Origin of the sequence: Staphylococcus sp. GDX8P80P (assembly GCF_017893095.1) — a bacterium.
Lineage (GTDB): Bacteria > Bacillota > Bacilli > Staphylococcales > Staphylococcaceae > Staphylococcus > Staphylococcus borealis.
In genome coordinates this window covers 1-16,261 of record NZ_JAESMI010000076.1, presented here as the reverse complement: position 1 = coordinate 16,261, position 16,261 = coordinate 1, and the positions used below count along the sequence as shown (strand labels likewise).

The window sequence follows — 16,261 nt, the reverse complement described above, 5'->3', positions numbered from 1 at the left end:
TGAGCGACGCCTGAGGGAGCAGGAGTTTTATTGAACTTAAGTGCTAAAGCACTTAAGTAAGAAATTCTAGAGATGAATGACGAATATTTTTGCGCGCGGGGCCCCAGCAAAGAGATTTTCAACAAGAAAATCTACAAACAAAGCAAGCTAGGGTTGAGGAGGGAGCGGGACAGAATTCTTTTGAATTCGTCGTAACCCCAACTTGCTTAGCTTGTAAAATCACTTTCGTGATTTTTTGTGTTGTGGCCCCGCCCACCCCCACAAGGATGACTAGAACTGAGAAAGCTTGATTTAAGCGCCTTCTCAGTTCAGTCAGCTACTGCGAATTTGCTAAATAGTATTATTATATTATTATGTCCCAGACTCAAGTAGTTCTAATGATTAAAATCAAAGAACTACTTTAGAGCCTTTCCCGCAAGAAAGCGTCGCAACAAATTGAGTAAATATTCATCTAAGAATTTCTTTACAAGCCACCCCTAGGCAAGCATCACAACAGAATGAGTAAATGTTCATCTAAGCATTTCTTTAAAGGACTACAGGCTGAAGCTGTCCCATAAGAAGGGCCCCAACACAGAGAAACTGAGTTAATCCGTTTCTACAAGCAAAGCACGTTGGGCAAGCAAGCCAACAATACTCCATATTGTACATAAATAAGCCAGTAAATGCATTTGTTAAAATGCATTTACTGGCTATTTCACTAGGAATGATGTCCTAGCCATTTCAATTTAATTATTCTAATAACATAAGACTTAAATCAAAGTGAAGCCTTCTTATTCAATGCCACGACGCATTTTTTCAGCTAATAGTGTGTTGTTAAGCACCATAGTGATTGTTAATGGGCCAACACCACCTGGAACTGGTGTGATAGCTCCAGCAATTTCTTTAACTTCTTCAAATTCTACGTCACCTTTTAATTTACCATTTTCATCAGGCGTATTACCAACATCAACAATAACTGCGCCTTCTTTAACATCATCTTTAGTAACTAAGCCTGGTTGACCTACAGCACTAACAATAACGTCAGCGTCTTTTAAATGACTATGCATGTCTTTAGTACGTGAATGTAAGATAGTTACAGTAGCGTTAGCTTGTAATAATAATTTAGATACTGGTTGACCAACGATATGGCTACGACCAATTACAACCGCATTTTTACCTTCTAAATCAATATCAGCATGTTTAAGAATTTCCATAATACCTAATGGTGTACATGGAACAAAAGTTTGCTCATCAATATATAATTTACCGATATTTGAAGGGTGGAAGCCATCAACGTCTTTTTCAGGATTAATCGCTTCTAAGATTTTTTGTTCACTTACTTGTTTAGGAAGTGGTACTTGAACTAGAATACCGCTAACTGAATCATCATTGTTTAAACGATCTAATTCTTTTAATACATCCTCTTCAGAAGTATCTTCCTCTAAATGAACAATTTCAGAAATCATGCCGATTTTTTCAGCAGCTTTCTTTTTAGAGTTTACATAGCTTTGACTTGCACCATCATTACCAACTAAGATAACTGATAATTTTGGTGTATAACCTTTTTCTTTTAATGCTTCGACTTGATTTTGTAAACCTTGTCTATAGTCCTTAGAAATTTGTTTCCCATCTAAAATTTTTGCAACCACAAAAAATTCCTCCTTGTTTGTTTTGATCATAACTATACCTTAACTTTAAAACTGTATTCTCGTCAATTAATAGCCAAAAGACGTAAATTAAAGATAAAAATTAAGTTAAAGTTCGATTTTTAATTGAAAAAGCATCGCATGATTGTTATGCTATATCTGTAATATACAACTAATCGTATCTAAATTTCAAACTTTTGAAAGGGTGTACAACGTGAAAGTAGCGGTAATTATGGGTAGTTCTTCAGATTGGAAGATTATGCAAGAAAGTTGTGCGATGTTAGACGAATTCGAAATACCGTACGATAAGAAAGTGGTTTCGGCACATCGTACGCCAAAATTAATGTATGAATTTGCCAGTCAAGCACAGAAAAATGGCTATGATGTCATTATTGCTGGAGCAGGTGGCGCAGCGCATTTACCGGGAATGGTTGCATCAATGACAACATTACCTGTGATAGGTGTACCAATCGAATCGAAAAGTTTAAAAGGTCTGGATTCATTATTATCAATTGTTCAAATGCCTGGTGGTATTCCAGTAGCTACAACTGCAATTGGAACGTCAGGTGCTAAAAATGCTGGCATATTGGCTGCAAGAATATTAAGTATTGGCAACGAAACAGTTCGTCATCATTTAGAACAATATGAGCAAAGTCTAGTAGATAAAGTTGGTGAAATGCAAAATGAACTTCAATAAATTAAAGTTCGGTGACACTATTGGCATTATTGGTGGTGGTCAATTAGGTAAAATGATGGCTCAATCAGCACAGAAAATGGGTTTCAAAGTCATTTGTTTAGATCCTAACCCTGACAGTCCATGTAAACCTGTTGCTCACGAATTTATCACTGCTGCTTATGATGATGAAAAAGCGTTACATGAACTTGGCAAAAAATCTGATGTCATTACTTATGAGTTTGAAAATATTTCTGCTGAGCAACTTAATCGCTTAACGCAACAATTCAATATTCCTCAAGGCTATCAAGCAATTCAATTATTGCAAGACCGATTGACTGAAAAACAAACATTAGAACAAGCTGGTTCTAAAATTGTTCCATTTTTATCTATAAAAAGTGAAGAAGATTTAAATGATGCTATTCATACCTTAGGCTATCCATTTATAGTCAAAACACGATTTGGTGGATATGACGGCAAAGGACAAGTCTTAGTTAAAGATGAAACAGCTCTCCAAGAAGCTAGAGCACTTATTACGAATCAAGAGTGTGTAGCAGAACAATATCTTGATATTTCACTTGAAGTTTCGTTAACAGTTACCATTGGCAATCACAAACAAATTACGTACTTCCCACTACAAGAGAACGAACATCGTAATCAGATTTTGTTTAAAACCATTGTGCCTGCACGAACTGACAAGGATCAAGAAGCGAGAAATGAAGTGAATAAGATTATTAATCAAGTTCATTTTGTAGGTACATTCACAGTTGAATTCTTTATCGATAAATCAAATCATTTGTATGTAAATGAGATCGCACCGCGTCCACACAATTCAGGACATTATTCTATTGAAGCCTGTGATTATTCACAATTTGATACGCATATTCTTGCTGTTACAGGTCAAAAGCTGCCAGAACAAATCGAAATCTTAAAACCAGCAGTCATGATGAATTTGTTAGGACGAGACTTAGATTTATTAGAAGAACAGTTTTCAAGTCATCCTGAATGGCATGTGCACATTTATGGCAAATCAGAACGCAAGCCTGACCGTAAAATGGGACATATGACCATTTTGACGAATGATTTAAATGGAACTGAGAAAGACATGCTCAAACAGTTTGAAGGGAGAGAATAGTTAATGACGTTATTATATGAAGGGAAAGCGAAAAGAATTTTCTCAACAGACAAAGAAGGTCAATTGAGAGTTGAGTATAAAGATGAAGTTACGGCTGGTAATGGTGCAAAAAAAGACAAAATGGAAGGTAAAGGCCGATTAAATAATCAAATTACCGCTATAATATTCGACTATTTAGCTCAACATGGAATTAAAAGTCACTTTATTAAACAACTTTCAGAAACGGAGCAATTAGTCGAAGCAGTGACTATTATCCCATTAGAAGTGGTGGTTCGTAACATTGCAACAGGCTCAATTACCAAACGCTTAGGTTTTAATAAAGGTCATGAATTTGAAGCCCCTTTAGTTGAATTTTTCTATAAAAATGATGACTTGAACGACCCTTTAATTACAGATGATCATGTGAAACTGTTAAACATTGCGAATGATAGTGAAATTGAAACATTGAAAACGATGGCGAAAGATATCAATAAAGTATTAATAGAACTTATGAATCAAATGGATTTAAGATTGGTGGATTTCAAAATCGAATTTGGTAAGACATCTGACGGTAAAATCTTACTAGCTGATGAAATTTCTCCTGATACATGTCGTATTTGGGATAAACATTCTGACACTAACTTTGACAAAGATGTCTATCGAAATGATACAGGTTCACTTATTGACACATATACAACATTTTTAAATAAATTGGAGGAACTAAAATAATGAAAACGATTGAACTTCACATTACATTACAACCACAAGTATTAGATACGCAAGGGCAAGCATTAAATCGAGCTGTACATGATTTAGGTTATAAACAAGTAAATGATATTCGAGTAGGTAAAGTGTTATACATGACGGTTGATGAAGCAACTGATGAAGCAGTTGATAATATCGTTACTACTTTAAGTGAGAAGTTATTCGCTAATACTGTAATTGAAGAATATAGTTATAAAATCGTTGATGAAAAGGAGAATGCATAAGATGAAATTTGCAGTTCTCGTATTCCCAGGATCTAATTGTGATAGAGACATGTACAATGCAGCGATTAAGACAGGTGCTGAAGCAGAATATGTTGACTATCGTGAGACATCATTGGAAAGTTACGATGGCGTACTAATTCCAGGTGGTTTTTCTTTTGGTGACTATTTACGCTCAGGCGCAATGGCAAGTGTAGCACCTATCATTAGTGAAGTGAAACGTCTAGCAAGTGAAGGTAAACCGGTTCTTGGTGTGTGTAATGGATTCCAAATTCTTACAGAAATTGGTTTATTACCAGGCGCATTGCTTCATAATGATTCTCATTTATTTATTAGCAGAAATGAAAGTCTAAAAATTGCCAATAATCAAACACCTTTTACAAATTTATATGGTGAGAATGAAATTGTTGTTTATCCGGTTGCACATGGTGAAGGCCATTATTACTGTACAGATGATATATATGATGAATTAATTGAGCATAATCAAATTATCTTAACTTATGAAGATAATCCAAATGGCTCTCATGAAAATATTGCAGGTATTGTTAATAAAGCAGGTAATGTTTGTGGTATGATGCCGCACCCAGAACGTGCGCTTGAAACCATTCTTGGAACTGATAGTGGTGTGAAATTATTTGAAGCAATGGTAAATAGTTGGAGGGAACAAAATGTCTAAGTTTATCGAACCTAGTATTGAAGAAATTAAGCTTGAAAAATTGTATCAAGATATGGGCTTAAGTGACGCGGAATATAACAAAGTGTGTGAAATATTAGGGAGAGAACCTAACTTTACAGAAGTAGGCATCTTCTCAGTTATGTGGAGTGAACATTGCTCTTATAAGCATTCTAAACCATTCTTAAAACAATTTCCGACAACAGGTGAACATGTCTTAATGGGACCTGGCGAAGGTGCAGGTGTAGTAGATATTGGAGATAACCAAGCAGTTGTGTTCAAAGTTGAATCACATAACCATCCATCTGCTATTGAGCCCTATCAAGGTGCTGCAACAGGTGTAGGTGGCATCATTAGAGATATCGTATCAATTGGAGCTAGACCTATTAATTTATTAAATAGCTTGCGTTTCGGTGAATTGTCAGTGAAACAAAACCAACGTTTACTTAAAGGTGTTGTTCGTGGTATTGGCGGTTACGGTAATTGTATCGGTATTCCAACAACTGCTGGAGAAATTGAATTTGATGATCGTTATGATGGCAATCCGTTAGTCAATGCTATGTGTGTCGGTGTGATTGATCATGACATGATTCAAAAAGGGACTGCGAAAGGTGAAGGTAACTCAGTTATTTATGTAGGGTTAAAAACCGGTCGTGATGGTATTCATGGTGCTACTTTTGCATCTGAAGAATTGACTGAAGAAAGTGAAAGTAAACGTCCATCTGTTCAAATTGGCGACCCATTTGTAGGTAAAAAACTTATGGAAGCAACATTAGAAGCAATTACATTTGATGAATTAGTGGGCATTCAAGATATGGGTGCTGCAGGCTTAACGTCTTCTTCATCAGAAATGGCAGCTAAAGGTGGCAGCGGATTGGAATTGTATTTAGATCAAGTGCCGACTCGTGAACCAGGTATTTCACCTTACGAAATGATGCTTTCTGAAACACAAGAAAGAATGTTATTGGTAGTTGAAAAAGGAACTGAACAAAAGTTTTTAGATTTATTTGAAAAACACGAATTAGATAGTGCAGTAATTGGTAAAGTAACGAACACTGACTGCTTCGTACTTAAATATGAAGATGAACTGTTTGCAGATATCCCTGTGCAATCTCTTGCAGATGAAGCACCGGTTTATGTGTTAGAGGGTGAAGAAAAAGAATATAACACATCAAAAAATGACTATAGTTCAATCCGTGTTCAAGATGTCTTTGAAAAACTTTTAAAACACCCAACAATTGCTTCAAAACATTATTTATATGAACAATATGATCAACAAGTTGGTGCAAATACGATTATTAAACCTGGACTACAGTCATCAGTTGTTCGTGTAGAAGGTACGAATAAAGCTATTGCATCTACGATAGACGGTGAAGCACGTTACGTATTTAACCAACCGTATGAGGGCGGAAAAATGGTCGTTGCAGAAGCGTATCGTAATTTAATTGCTGTAGGTGCTACACCACTTGCTATGACAGATTGCTTAAACTATGGTTCACCAGAAAAGAAAGAAATCTATCAACAATTGATTGATTCAACGAAGGGCATGTCAGAAGCGTGTGAAGTATTAAAAACACCAGTTGTTTCAGGTAACGTTTCTCTTTATAACGAAACACGTGGCACATCCATTTTCCCAACGCCTGTCGTAGGAATGGTTGGATTAATTGAAGATATTGATTACCTTAATGACTTCCACCCTGAAGCTGGCCATAAATTGTATTTAGTTGGTGAAACAAGAGATGACTTTGGCGGTAGTCAAATTGAAAAATTATTGTACGGTAAAGTGAATCATGAATTTGAAGCGATTGATTTAAGTGATGAAGTTGCTAAAGGAGAAGCGGTTAAAAATGCGATTCGAAATGGCGTGGCTTCACACGTACAAACAGTAGGTAAAGGTGGTTTATTAATCACTTTAGCACGCTTAAGTGCGCACTACAGTTTAGGGTTAGAAGCTTCAGTTAATCTTACAGATGCACAATTGTTTAGTGAAACGCAAGGTCGATATATCATTGCTGTTAAAGAAGGTCAGGCTTTAAATATTGACGATGCTATAGAAATTGGTCAATTAACAGATGTTGATGAATTTAAGGTAACGAATGCTCAAAGTTCGATTGTTAAAAAAGTCTCAGAAATTAAAGAAAGTTGGGAAGGAGCAATTGCACAATGTTTAACTACAGTGGATTAAACGAGGAATGTGGTGTATTCGGCATTTGGAATCATTCAGAAGCCGCTCAATTGACTTATATGGGACTTCACAGTTTGCAACATCGTGGTCAAGAAGGTGCAGGTATCGTTGTATCAGATGGAGAAGTTTTAAAAGGTGAACGTGGTCTTGGATTGTTAACAGAAGCAATTAAAGGTGACCAAATGGATCAACTTAAAGATGGTCACAACGCGATTGGCCATGTTCGCTATGCGACTTCAGGTAATAAAGGTATTGAAAATATACAACCATTCTTGTATCACTTTTACGATATGAGTGTTGCGATTTGCCATAACGGTAATTTAATTAATGCACAGACATTGCGTCAATATTTGGAAAAACATGGTGCGATATTCCATTCATCATCCGACACTGAAGTGATTATGCATTTAATACGTAGAAGTAAGGCACCCACTTTTGAAGAAGCATTAAAAGAAAGTTTACGCCAAATTAAAGGTGGCTTCACCTTTGCAATTCTTACTAAAGATGCATTATATGGCGCTGTTGACCCTAATGCGATTCGTCCGTTAGTCGTTGGCAAAATGCAAGACGGTACGTACATCTTAGCTAGTGAAACATGTGCCATTGATGTATTAGGTGCAGAATATGTGCAAGACATCCATGCTGGAGAATACGTTGTAATTAACGATGAAGGTATTGAGGTTAAATCATATACAAGCCATACGAATACAGCTATATCAGCGATGGAATACATTTATTTTGCACGACCTGATTCAACCATCGCGGGTAAAAATGTCCACGCAGTACGTAAAGCATCTGGAAAGAAATTAGCACAAGAAAGCCCTGCAGATGCAGATATGGTTATCGGTGTACCCAACTCCTCATTATCAGCGGCAAGTGGCTATGCTGAAGAAAGTCATTTACCTTATGAAATGGGCTTAGTAAAAAATCAATATGTTGCTCGCACATTTATTCAACCGACACAAGAGTTAAGGGAACAAGGTGTTCGCGTTAAATTATCAGCAGTGAAAGATATCGTAGAAGGAAAGCGCATTGTCTTAGTTGACGATTCAATTGTACGTGGCACGACGAGCAAGCGTATTGTCAGAATGTTAAAAGATTCTGGAGCTAAAGAAGTGCATGTCAGAATTGCTTCACCAGAATTTATGTTTCCTAGTTTTTACGGAATTGATGTTTCAACGACTGCCGAACTTATTTCAGCAAGCAAGTCACCTGAAGAAATTTGTGATTATATCGGTGCAGACTCGCTATCTTATTTAAGTGTAGACGGTTTAATCGAGTCAATTGGGTTGAATTATGATGCACCATATAGCGGATTATGTGTAGAGAGCTTTACAGGTGACTATCCAGCAGGACTGTTTGATTATGAAGAGAAATATTATAAGAACTTAAGTCAACGTCAACAAGATTATATCAATAATCATAAACACTACTTTGATAGAGAGGGTAATATTCATGTCTAAAGCATACGAACAATCAGGTGTTGATATTCATGCAGGTTATGAAGCAGTTGAGAGAATGTCCAGTCATGTGAAACGTACGATGCGTAAAGAAGTATTAGGTGGTTTAGGTGGATTTGGTGCTACTTTTGATTTATCGCAAGTAAATATGAAAGCACCCGTCTTAGTTTCTGGCACAGATGGTGTAGGGACTAAATTGAAATTGGCTATTGATCATGACAAACATGACACAATCGGTATAGATGCGGTTGCAATGTGCGTAAATGATATTTTAACTACGGGTGCGGAACCACTATACTTTTTAGATTATATTGCAACAAATAAAGTTGTCCCAGAAGTGATTGAACAAATCGTAAAAGGCGTCAGTGATGGTTGTGAAGAAACAAATACTGCGCTTATTGGTGGTGAAACGGCAGAAATGGGTGAGATGTACCACGAAGGTGAGTACGATCTTGCTGGGTTTGCTGTGGGTGCAGTTGAGAAAGACGCATACATTGATGGCTCAGCGATTGAAGCTGGACAAGCCATTATTGGTTTAGCTTCAAATGGGATTCACTCTAATGGTTATAGTTTGGTGCGTAAATTAATTAAAGAATCAGGGATTGATTTAAATGATGACTTTGATGGTCGTTCGTACTTAGAAACGTTTCTAGCACCAACGCAACTATATGTAAAACCTATTCTTGCTCTAAAAAAAGCTGTTCAAATTAAAGGAATGAATCATATTACTGGTGGTGGTTTTTATGAGAATATTCCACGTGGTTTACCAGAAGGTTTAGCAGCTAACATTGATACACAAGCATTTCCAACACCAAACGTATTTAATTGGCTACAACAACAAGCCAATATAGATACTAAAGAAATGTACAATGTCTTTAATATGGGGATTGGTTTCACTGTCATAATCGATAAAAAAGATGTTGCGCAAACACTTGATATTTTAAAACAAGAGGGGATATCTGCTTTCGAAATAGGTGAAATTATTGAAGACAAAGACACGCCTATTCATCTTGAGGGGGTAGAGTAGTGGTTAAAGTAGCAATATTTGCATCTGGTTCAGGTAGTAATTTCGAAAATATTGTATTATGCGCAGATAAAGGGGAACTCAACAATATAGAAATTACATCTTTATATACTGATCATCACGATGCATACTGCGTCAAACGTGCTGAACAATTAAAAGTAGCTGTCAATATTAATGAACCTAAAGCTTTCGAATCAAAAGCAGCCTATGAACAACACGTAATTAAGTTGTTACAACGCGAAGAAGTAGAATGGATTATCCTTGCTGGCTATATGCGATTAATTGGTCCTGACTTATTAGAAGCATACGAAGGTAAAATTTTAAATATCCATCCATCATTGTTACCGAAATATAAGGGGAAAGATGCTATAGGACAAGCATTTAATAGCGGTGATAAGATTACTGGTTCAACGGTTCATTATGTAGATAGTGGCATGGATACGGGAGAAATTATTGATCAAAGACAATGTGATATTAAATCGGACGATACTAAAGAAGAATTGGAAGAACGTGTTAAACAATTGGAATACGAACTTTATCCAAGTGTTATAGCTAAAGTTATTAAATAAGGAGTTAAGCTAATCATGAAAAAAGCAATTTTAAGTGTCTCAAACAAAAGTGGAATAGTGGAATTTGCTAAATCGTTAATCAAATTAGATTATGAACTTTATTCAACTGGAGGAACTAAAGGTGCTTTAGAAGATGCTTCTGTACCAGTGAAATCTGTTTCAGAGTTAACACAATTTCCCGAAATTATGGATGGCCGTGTTAAAACATTACACCCAGCGGTACATGGTGGTATTTTAGCGGATAGAGATAAACCTGAACATTTAGAACAATTATCGGAACAACATATTGATTTAATCGATATGGTGGTAGTGAATTTATATCCTTTTCAAAAAACGGTTGAAAATCCTGATGTGACTGAAGCAGAAGCAATTGAAAACATTGATATTGGCGGACCTACGATGCTACGTGCTGCAGCTAAAAACTTTAAGCATGTAACGACAATTGTACACCCATCTGATTATAATGAAGTCATCGAACGTATAAAAGAAGATCGACTAGATGAAGCGTACCGTAAAGCATTAATGATAAAAGTATTTACACATACAAATGAATATGATCATGCTATTGTAAGCTTCTTTAAAGGAGATAGCGAACAATTAAGATATGGAGAGAATCCTCAACAATCAGCACGCTTTGTTCGTACTTCGAATAGTAAACATACTATTGCAGGTGCTAAACAATTACATGGTAAAGCATTAAGCTTTAATAATATTAAAGATGCGGATTCAGCACTTTCACTTGTGAAGAAGTTTAGTGAACCAGCTGCTGTTGCCGTTAAACATATGAACCCTTGTGGTGTAGGTATTGGCGACAATATTGAAATTGCGTTCAAACATGCTTATGATGCAGATAACCAATCTATTTTTGGTGGCATTATCGCATTAAATAGAACAGTGACTGCTGAATTAGCAGAAACGTTGCATGCGATATTCTTAGAGGTGGTCATCGCGCCACGATTTACAGATGAAGCTTTAGATATTCTAGCGCAAAAGAAAAATATCCGTTTGCTTGAAATTGATATGACGATTGATAATCGTGAAGAAGAATTTGTTTCTGTATCTGGTGGCTATTTAGTCCAAGACAAAGATAACTTTGAAGTTGCTAAAGAAGATATGAAAGTTGTAACTGACAAGGCACCTACTGACGATCAGTGGGATGCGATGCTATTAGGTTGGAAAGTAATCCCATCTGTAAAAAGTAATGCTGTCATCTTGAGTAATACGAAACAAACGGTAGGGATTGGTGCAGGTCAAATGAATCGTGTTGGCTCTGCAAAAATTGCCTTAGAGCGTGCAATAGAAATCAATGACAATGTTGCCCTAGTTTCAGATGGTTTCTTCCCAATGGATGATACCGTTGAATTGGCTGCACAGCATGGTATTAAAGCTATTATTCAACCGGGTGGTTCAATTAAAGATCAAGATTCGATTGATATGGCAAATAAATATGGCATTGCTATGGTGACAACTGGTATGCGTCACTTCAAGCATTAATTTGTCATTTAAATAATGGAAGGGGTAATAATGATGAATGTTTTAGTTATCGGAGCGGGTGGCCGCGAACACGCTTTAGCTAATAAATTGCGTCAATCACCATTAATTGATCAATTACACGCAATTCCAGGTAATGACGCTATGGTTAATGTTGCAGAAGTGCATACTGACATTGCAGAAAGTGATCATGAAGCCATCTTAAACTTTGTTCAAGAAAAGAATATTGAATGGGTAATTGTAGGACCGGAACAACCATTAATTGATGGATTACCAGATCAATTACGACAAGCTAATGTAAAGGTATTTGGTCCAAATAAGGACGCGGCTCAAATAGAAGGCTCTAAACTATTTGCTAAACAATTAATGAAAAAATATAATATTCCAACTGCGGATTATAAAGAAGTGAATTCTAAAACTGAAGCACTCGACTATATAAAACATTGTGATTTACCTATCGTAGCTAAGAAAGATGGCTTAGCAGCTGGTAAAGGAGTTATTATCGCTGATACACGTGAAGCGGCGAAAGAAGCGGTTGAAACACTATATCCGGAAGAGCAGGGTAAAGTGGTATTTGAACAATTTTTAGAGGGTGAAGAATTCTCTTTAATGACCTTTATTAATGGTGAATATGCAGTTCCGTTTGATTGTATTGCGCAAGACCATAAACGTGCCTTTGATCATGATGAAGGACCTAACACTGGTGGCATGGGTGCATATTGTCCAGTGCCTCATATTACTGACGATGTCTTAACACGTACGAATAAAGAAATTGCACAACCCATTGCGAAAGCGATGAAAGCAGAAGGTTATGATTACTTTGGATTACTTTATATTGGTGCGATTTTAACATCTGAAGGACCCAAAGTGATTGAATTTAATGCACGCTTTGGAGACCCAGAGGCACAAGTATTGTTAAGTCGATTAGAGAGTGATTTAATGGCTCAAATCGTTGCTTTAGATCGCAAAGAACCAATTCGATTCCAATGGCAAGATAACTATGTCGTGGGCGTTATGTTAGCCTCTAAGGGTTATCCAGGAAGTTACGCTAAAGGTGCTAAAGTAACTGGGTTTGAATTGAATGATACTTATTTCGTAAGTGGTTTACGTAAAGAAGATGATGCTTTTGTTACTTCAGGAGGCAGAGTGATATTAGCTCTTGGAAAAGGTGCAACAATTGAAGATGCACAGAAAGTAGCTTATAACAATGTAGAAAAAATTAAGAGTGATAACCTATTTTATCGTCATGATATTGGAAATAAGGCATTAAATAAGTAAATGTAAATAATAGGAGTGGGACGACAAATTCAAAAGAATTCTGTCCCACTCCGTATTTTTTATGAGGTATAACCTGATACACGAGCATCAGTAATCCCAGTGATAGGGAAGTATTGTGAAAGATAAAATGCGATGATTAATATGGCCACAACGCAAATTACAAATAAAATATCTTTATAAGAAAACGGTGCTTTATAATAATATGTTCTTGGACCATCTTTGAAGCCTTTAGATTCCATCGCAACAGACAGTTGATGCGCACGACGGATATTTTGGCTTAAGATAGGTATTAATAAATGTTTCAGACGTTTAAGCCCTCTATAATTTGAAGCATCAATCATTTGATATCGCATTTTAAGCGAACGTCTCAATTGAATGAGTGATGTGAAAATGAGAGGGACCATTCTAATCGCAGCCATAAACGCATATGCAATTTTTGGTTTTACTTTTAAATGTTGCATTAGGCTATAAAAAATCATGACAATTTCGGATGTGAGGGCCAATAAAATACCAAACATCGACACTGTAATTGTACGTAATGATAAATGCAAGCCACGTACAATACTTTCAGTACTAATTTGAATAATGCCCCATTTAAATAACATATGTGTCCCATCGCCATAAAGGATCATAAATAATGACGATAATAGCGCAAATAGCACAGTGGCTAAAATAAAGGCTCCGGTAATTTTAAACTGCGTACCATTAAATGCCATTAAAAATAAAAACATAATAATGGTAATGTAAATCATATAATCAAAATTATGGACAAATATAATGAAAATGAATAGCGCTACACCAAGTAAAAGTTTCGTAATGATATTAACGTCATCTACAAAGGAATAGTGTTTCTTCCAACGTTCAAACATGTGATTCACCTTCCTCTTCAATGAGTTGGTTATCTTCGACGATTAAACGACGTGTTGGATAGCGATGAATGATTTCCGGATCGTGTGTAACCATAATGATGGTTTGACCACTTGAGACACTTTCCTGGAAAAGTTCAATCAATTGGAATGTATTGTGACTATCCAGTCCGAATGTTGGTTCATCTAGCAAGATGATATCGGCTTTTGAACTTAGTGCAGTAGCTACGCTAAGACGTCGTTTCTGACCCATAGATAATTCAAATGGATGTTGGTTTTTAACAGCTTCTAAATGCAATAATTTTAAAAGTTTCATCGTTTCATTTTCAGCGATTGAAGGTTCTTGATGATTATAATGTATATATATTTCTTCATAAACTGAATTTGTTATAAATTGTAATTCAGGGTTTTGATAAACGAGATACATATGCTTGGCTGCATCTTTAATTTTCTTCAATATTGTATTCTTATAAGCCATCGTACCTTCATATTTTATAAGTTGCATCATTGATTCTAACAGCGTTGTTTTACCTGTACCATTTTTCCCAGTTATCGTAATCCATTCTCCAGAATGAACATTTAATTCGGATGTCTGGAATAATTGTTTTTTACCACGAATAACTTGACCATTCTTAAAAGTAAATAATGTTTTAGCTGCATTAGATGGAAATGGAATCGGCTTTGGCGCATGATCCCAAGCATGAGGATGCCAAACGCCAAATTCAGTGAGTAAATGCTCACAGTTTTTTAATATGTAATCTGGTGTGCCATCTGCTATGATTTGTCCTTCATAATTCAATAAGATGACTCTATCGACATGCTCCCAAATATGTTCAACTTTGTGTTCGACAATAAGCACAGTTTGATCAGACCATAACTGAATAAGTCGTTGCCACAAATCAGCTGTAGCATCTACATCTAACATGGCAGTAGGCTCATCTAAGAAAAGCGTATTAGCTTCTTGTAAAATAGTTTCAACAATAGCGAGCTTTTGTTTCATACCGCCACTAAGATGATTGACGAATGTATTGTCCGTAACATTTAAATCAACCGATGCTAAAGCATTCTCTATAAGTGCGTCCATTTCATTGCGTGGTACTTGTTTATTTTCTAGAACGAAAGCAAGTTCTTCATACACTTTAGGCATACAAAACTGCGTATCTGGATCTTGAAAGATGACACCAGAATGTGGATCGATTTCAAGTTCATCATATTTCATAGGTAACTCAATTAGATTTGGCACAATGCCACTTAAAACATTAAGTAATGTGCTTTTACCAGATCCTGAAGGACCTAGTAAAAGCACTTTTTCTTTATCTTTAATTTCAATATTCAAATTATCGAAGATTTTACGTTCGCCATTCGGATATTTCAGACGTAAATTTTTCGCTTTTAACACTTTAATTTCCCCTTATAGGTTGTCGTAGTCTTTTTGAGAAGCAGGGCGGAATAATTTCGTCACACCTGTTTGATCTAATGCTTTAACAATGAGATAAGATAACAAGCCGGCAATGACAATACCGCTAATAGAACGGAATATAATGAATAAAAGAAGATTCCATCCTGCGACTTCAGCTAAATAACCGTAATAATAATCAACTGGAAATGAAATTAATGCAGTTGCTAATCCAGCTAATACAGCAACCATTAATGATCTAGATTTGTATTTAAAAATAGCAAAAATAATTTCGCAAGCTAAACCTTGAAGAATTGCATATACAATTGTAGGAATATCAAATTTACCCATAACAATTGTTTCACCAGCACCTGCAGCAAACTCTGCAATAAGTGCAATACCAGGTTTAGGAATAATTAAATATGCGACGATAGCTGCCATAAACCAAACGCCGTATGTTAATTGTTCAATATGAACACCAGCAACTTGCGCCACGTTATACGCAAACCACCATAAGTTATAAATAATCGCAAATACTACTGCAATCAGAACAGTTACAAGGATTTCTGAAAGCTTTAAACCTTTTGACATGATATTTCCTCCTAAAAAAACGCACAACCATCCGTAGAAAGTTGTGCGTGAATTTAAATAAAAAGTTTTATATGTATTTACTACAATTATTTATATTAGCAACACTTTCCTACGCTAGTTTTAACTAGTTCAGGTTCAAAGGGTTCGAGGTAAAACCTCATCTCAGCATACACACCCCTAGTGCGTTTTATATTTAATTTATTTTAAATGTATGACTTTTATGAATTAATGTCAAGGCGATTTTAATTAAATTAAATAAAATGAGAGAAAAATCGATGGTAGTAGGACAGAAATCTTTTAAATTCGTCGCAACCCCAACTTGCTTAGCTT

15 protein-coding genes and 1 riboswitch are annotated in these 16,261 nt (G+C 36.0%); of the genes, 11 read left to right on the top strand and 4 right to left on the bottom strand.

Translation table 11 applies throughout. The features are described 5' to 3' along the window. Positions 1-770 precede the first annotated feature (770 nt). Positions 771-1,628, bottom strand: coding sequence for a bifunctional methylenetetrahydrofolate dehydrogenase/methenyltetrahydrofolate cyclohydrolase FolD (gene folD, locus KA858_RS07355; protein WP_053029128.1), 858 nt, complete (start codon positions 1,626-1,628; stop codon positions 771-773). A 211-nt stretch (positions 1,629-1,839) separates the two neighbouring features. On the opposite strand from folD, the gene purE reads away from it, so the two are divergent. Genes purE through purD form a run of 11 tightly spaced genes read left to right on the top strand, consistent with a single transcriptional unit; the run spans position 1,840 to position 13,078 of the window. Then, the gene (gene purE / locus KA858_RS07350; RefSeq protein WP_075108527.1) at positions 1,840-2,322 is read left to right on the top strand and encodes a 5-(carboxyamino)imidazole ribonucleotide mutase; all 483 of its coding nucleotides are present in this window, start codon (positions 1,840-1,842) and stop codon (positions 2,320-2,322) included. Beyond that, positions 2,309-3,433, top strand: coding sequence for a 5-(carboxyamino)imidazole ribonucleotide synthase (gene purK, locus KA858_RS07345; RefSeq protein WP_210135348.1), 1,125 nt, complete (start codon positions 2,309-2,311; stop codon positions 3,431-3,433). The genes purE and purK overlap by 14 nt, the downstream gene beginning before the upstream one ends. Positions 3,434-3,436: 3 nt before the next feature. Then, on the top strand, positions 3,437-4,141 hold the full coding sequence (gene purC, locus KA858_RS07340) for a phosphoribosylaminoimidazolesuccinocarboxamide synthase (protein ID WP_210135347.1): 705 nt from the start codon (positions 3,437-3,439) through the stop codon (positions 4,139-4,141). Next, the gene (gene purS / locus KA858_RS07335) at positions 4,141-4,401 is read left to right on the top strand and encodes a phosphoribosylformylglycinamidine synthase subunit PurS (protein WP_033079949.1); all 261 of its coding nucleotides are present in this window, start codon (positions 4,141-4,143) and stop codon (positions 4,399-4,401) included. Before purC ends, purS begins: the two co-directional genes overlap by 1 nt. A 1-nt stretch (position 4,402) precedes the next feature. Further along, positions 4,403-5,074 carry a phosphoribosylformylglycinamidine synthase subunit PurQ gene (gene purQ / locus KA858_RS07330; RefSeq protein WP_210135346.1) on the top strand — a complete coding sequence of 224 codons (672 nt, stop codon included), beginning with the start codon at positions 4,403-4,405 and terminating at the stop codon, positions 5,072-5,074. Then, positions 5,067-7,256, top strand: coding sequence for a phosphoribosylformylglycinamidine synthase subunit PurL (purL, locus tag KA858_RS07325; protein WP_210135345.1), 2,190 nt, complete (start codon positions 5,067-5,069; stop codon positions 7,254-7,256). Before purQ ends, purL begins: the two co-directional genes overlap by 8 nt. Continuing rightward, positions 7,235-8,719: an amidophosphoribosyltransferase gene (purF, locus tag KA858_RS07320; protein WP_075108521.1), complete on the top strand. Its 1,485-nt coding sequence runs from the start codon at positions 7,235-7,237 to the stop codon at positions 8,717-8,719. The genes purL and purF overlap by 22 nt, the downstream gene beginning before the upstream one ends. Next, positions 8,712-9,743: a phosphoribosylformylglycinamidine cyclo-ligase gene (gene purM / locus KA858_RS07315; RefSeq protein ID WP_210135344.1), complete on the top strand. Its 1,032-nt coding sequence runs from the start codon at positions 8,712-8,714 to the stop codon at positions 9,741-9,743. Before purF ends, purM begins: the two co-directional genes overlap by 8 nt. After that, on the top strand, positions 9,743-10,309 hold the full coding sequence (gene purN, locus KA858_RS07310; protein WP_210135343.1) for a phosphoribosylglycinamide formyltransferase: 567 nt from the start codon (positions 9,743-9,745) through the stop codon (positions 10,307-10,309). Before purM ends, purN begins: the two co-directional genes overlap by 1 nt. A gap of 15 nt (positions 10,310-10,324) precedes the next feature. Continuing rightward, positions 10,325-11,803: a bifunctional phosphoribosylaminoimidazolecarboxamide formyltransferase/IMP cyclohydrolase gene (gene purH / locus KA858_RS07305; RefSeq protein ID WP_210135342.1), complete on the top strand. Its 1,479-nt coding sequence runs from the start codon at positions 10,325-10,327 to the stop codon at positions 11,801-11,803. A 33-nt stretch (positions 11,804-11,836) separates the two neighbouring features. Continuing rightward, positions 11,837-13,078: a phosphoribosylamine--glycine ligase gene (purD, locus tag KA858_RS07300; RefSeq protein ID WP_210135349.1), complete on the top strand. Its 1,242-nt coding sequence runs from the start codon at positions 11,837-11,839 to the stop codon at positions 13,076-13,078. Positions 13,079-13,137: 59 nt separating this feature from the next. On the opposite strand, the gene KA858_RS07295 is transcribed toward purD, so the two are convergent. From KA858_RS07295 to KA858_RS07285, 3 genes are read right to left on the bottom strand one after another with little or no spacing between them, the layout of a single operon-like run. Further along, positions 13,138-13,947, bottom strand: a complete 810-nt coding sequence (locus tag KA858_RS07295; RefSeq protein ID WP_011276155.1) for an energy-coupling factor transporter transmembrane component T family protein — start codon at positions 13,945-13,947, stop codon at positions 13,138-13,140. After that, a complete protein-coding gene (locus KA858_RS07290) occupies positions 13,940-15,343 on the bottom strand; it encodes an ABC transporter ATP-binding protein (protein WP_210135341.1) in 1,404 nt (467 codons plus the stop codon). Before KA858_RS07290 ends, KA858_RS07295 begins: the two co-directional genes overlap by 8 nt. A gap of 12 nt (positions 15,344-15,355) precedes the next feature. Further along, on the bottom strand, positions 15,356-15,931 hold the full coding sequence (locus KA858_RS07285) for an ECF transporter S component (protein ID WP_053017839.1): 576 nt from the start codon (positions 15,929-15,931) through the stop codon (positions 15,356-15,358). Positions 15,932-16,020: 89 nt separating this feature from the next. Continuing rightward, positions 16,021-16,120: riboswitch (TPP riboswitch) on the bottom strand. Positions 16,121-16,261 lie beyond the last annotated feature (141 nt).

What these genes read in the sequence shown, in the direction of transcription:
- purK (WP_210135348.1), top strand. Translation starts at nt 2,309, where the DNA reads ATGAACTTCAATAAATTAAAGTTCGGTGACACTATTGGCATTATTGGT.
- purC (WP_210135347.1), top strand. Translation starts at nt 3,437, where the DNA reads ATGACGTTATTATATGAAGGGAAAGCGAAAAGAATTTTCTCAACAGAC.
- purS (WP_033079949.1), top strand. Translation starts at nt 4,141, where the DNA reads ATGAAAACGATTGAACTTCACATTACATTACAACCACAAGTATTAGAT.
- purQ (WP_210135346.1), top strand. Translation starts at nt 4,403, where the DNA reads ATGAAATTTGCAGTTCTCGTATTCCCAGGATCTAATTGTGATAGAGAC.
- purL (WP_210135345.1), top strand. Translation starts at nt 5,067, where the DNA reads ATGTCTAAGTTTATCGAACCTAGTATTGAAGAAATTAAGCTTGAAAAA.
- purF (WP_075108521.1), top strand. Translation starts at nt 7,235, where the DNA reads ATGTTTAACTACAGTGGATTAAACGAGGAATGTGGTGTATTCGGCATT.
- purM (WP_210135344.1), top strand. Translation starts at nt 8,712, where the DNA reads ATGTCTAAAGCATACGAACAATCAGGTGTTGATATTCATGCAGGTTAT.
- purH (WP_210135342.1), top strand. Translation starts at nt 10,325, where the DNA reads ATGAAAAAAGCAATTTTAAGTGTCTCAAACAAAAGTGGAATAGTGGAA.
- purD (WP_210135349.1), top strand. Translation starts at nt 11,837, where the DNA reads ATGAATGTTTTAGTTATCGGAGCGGGTGGCCGCGAACACGCTTTAGCT.
- KA858_RS07295 (WP_011276155.1), bottom strand. Translation starts at nt 13,947, where the DNA reads ATGTTTGAACGTTGGAAGAAACACTATTCCTTTGTAGATGACGTTAAT.
- KA858_RS07285 (WP_053017839.1), bottom strand. Translation starts at nt 15,931, where the DNA reads ATGTCAAAAGGTTTAAAGCTTTCAGAAATCCTTGTAACTGTTCTGATT.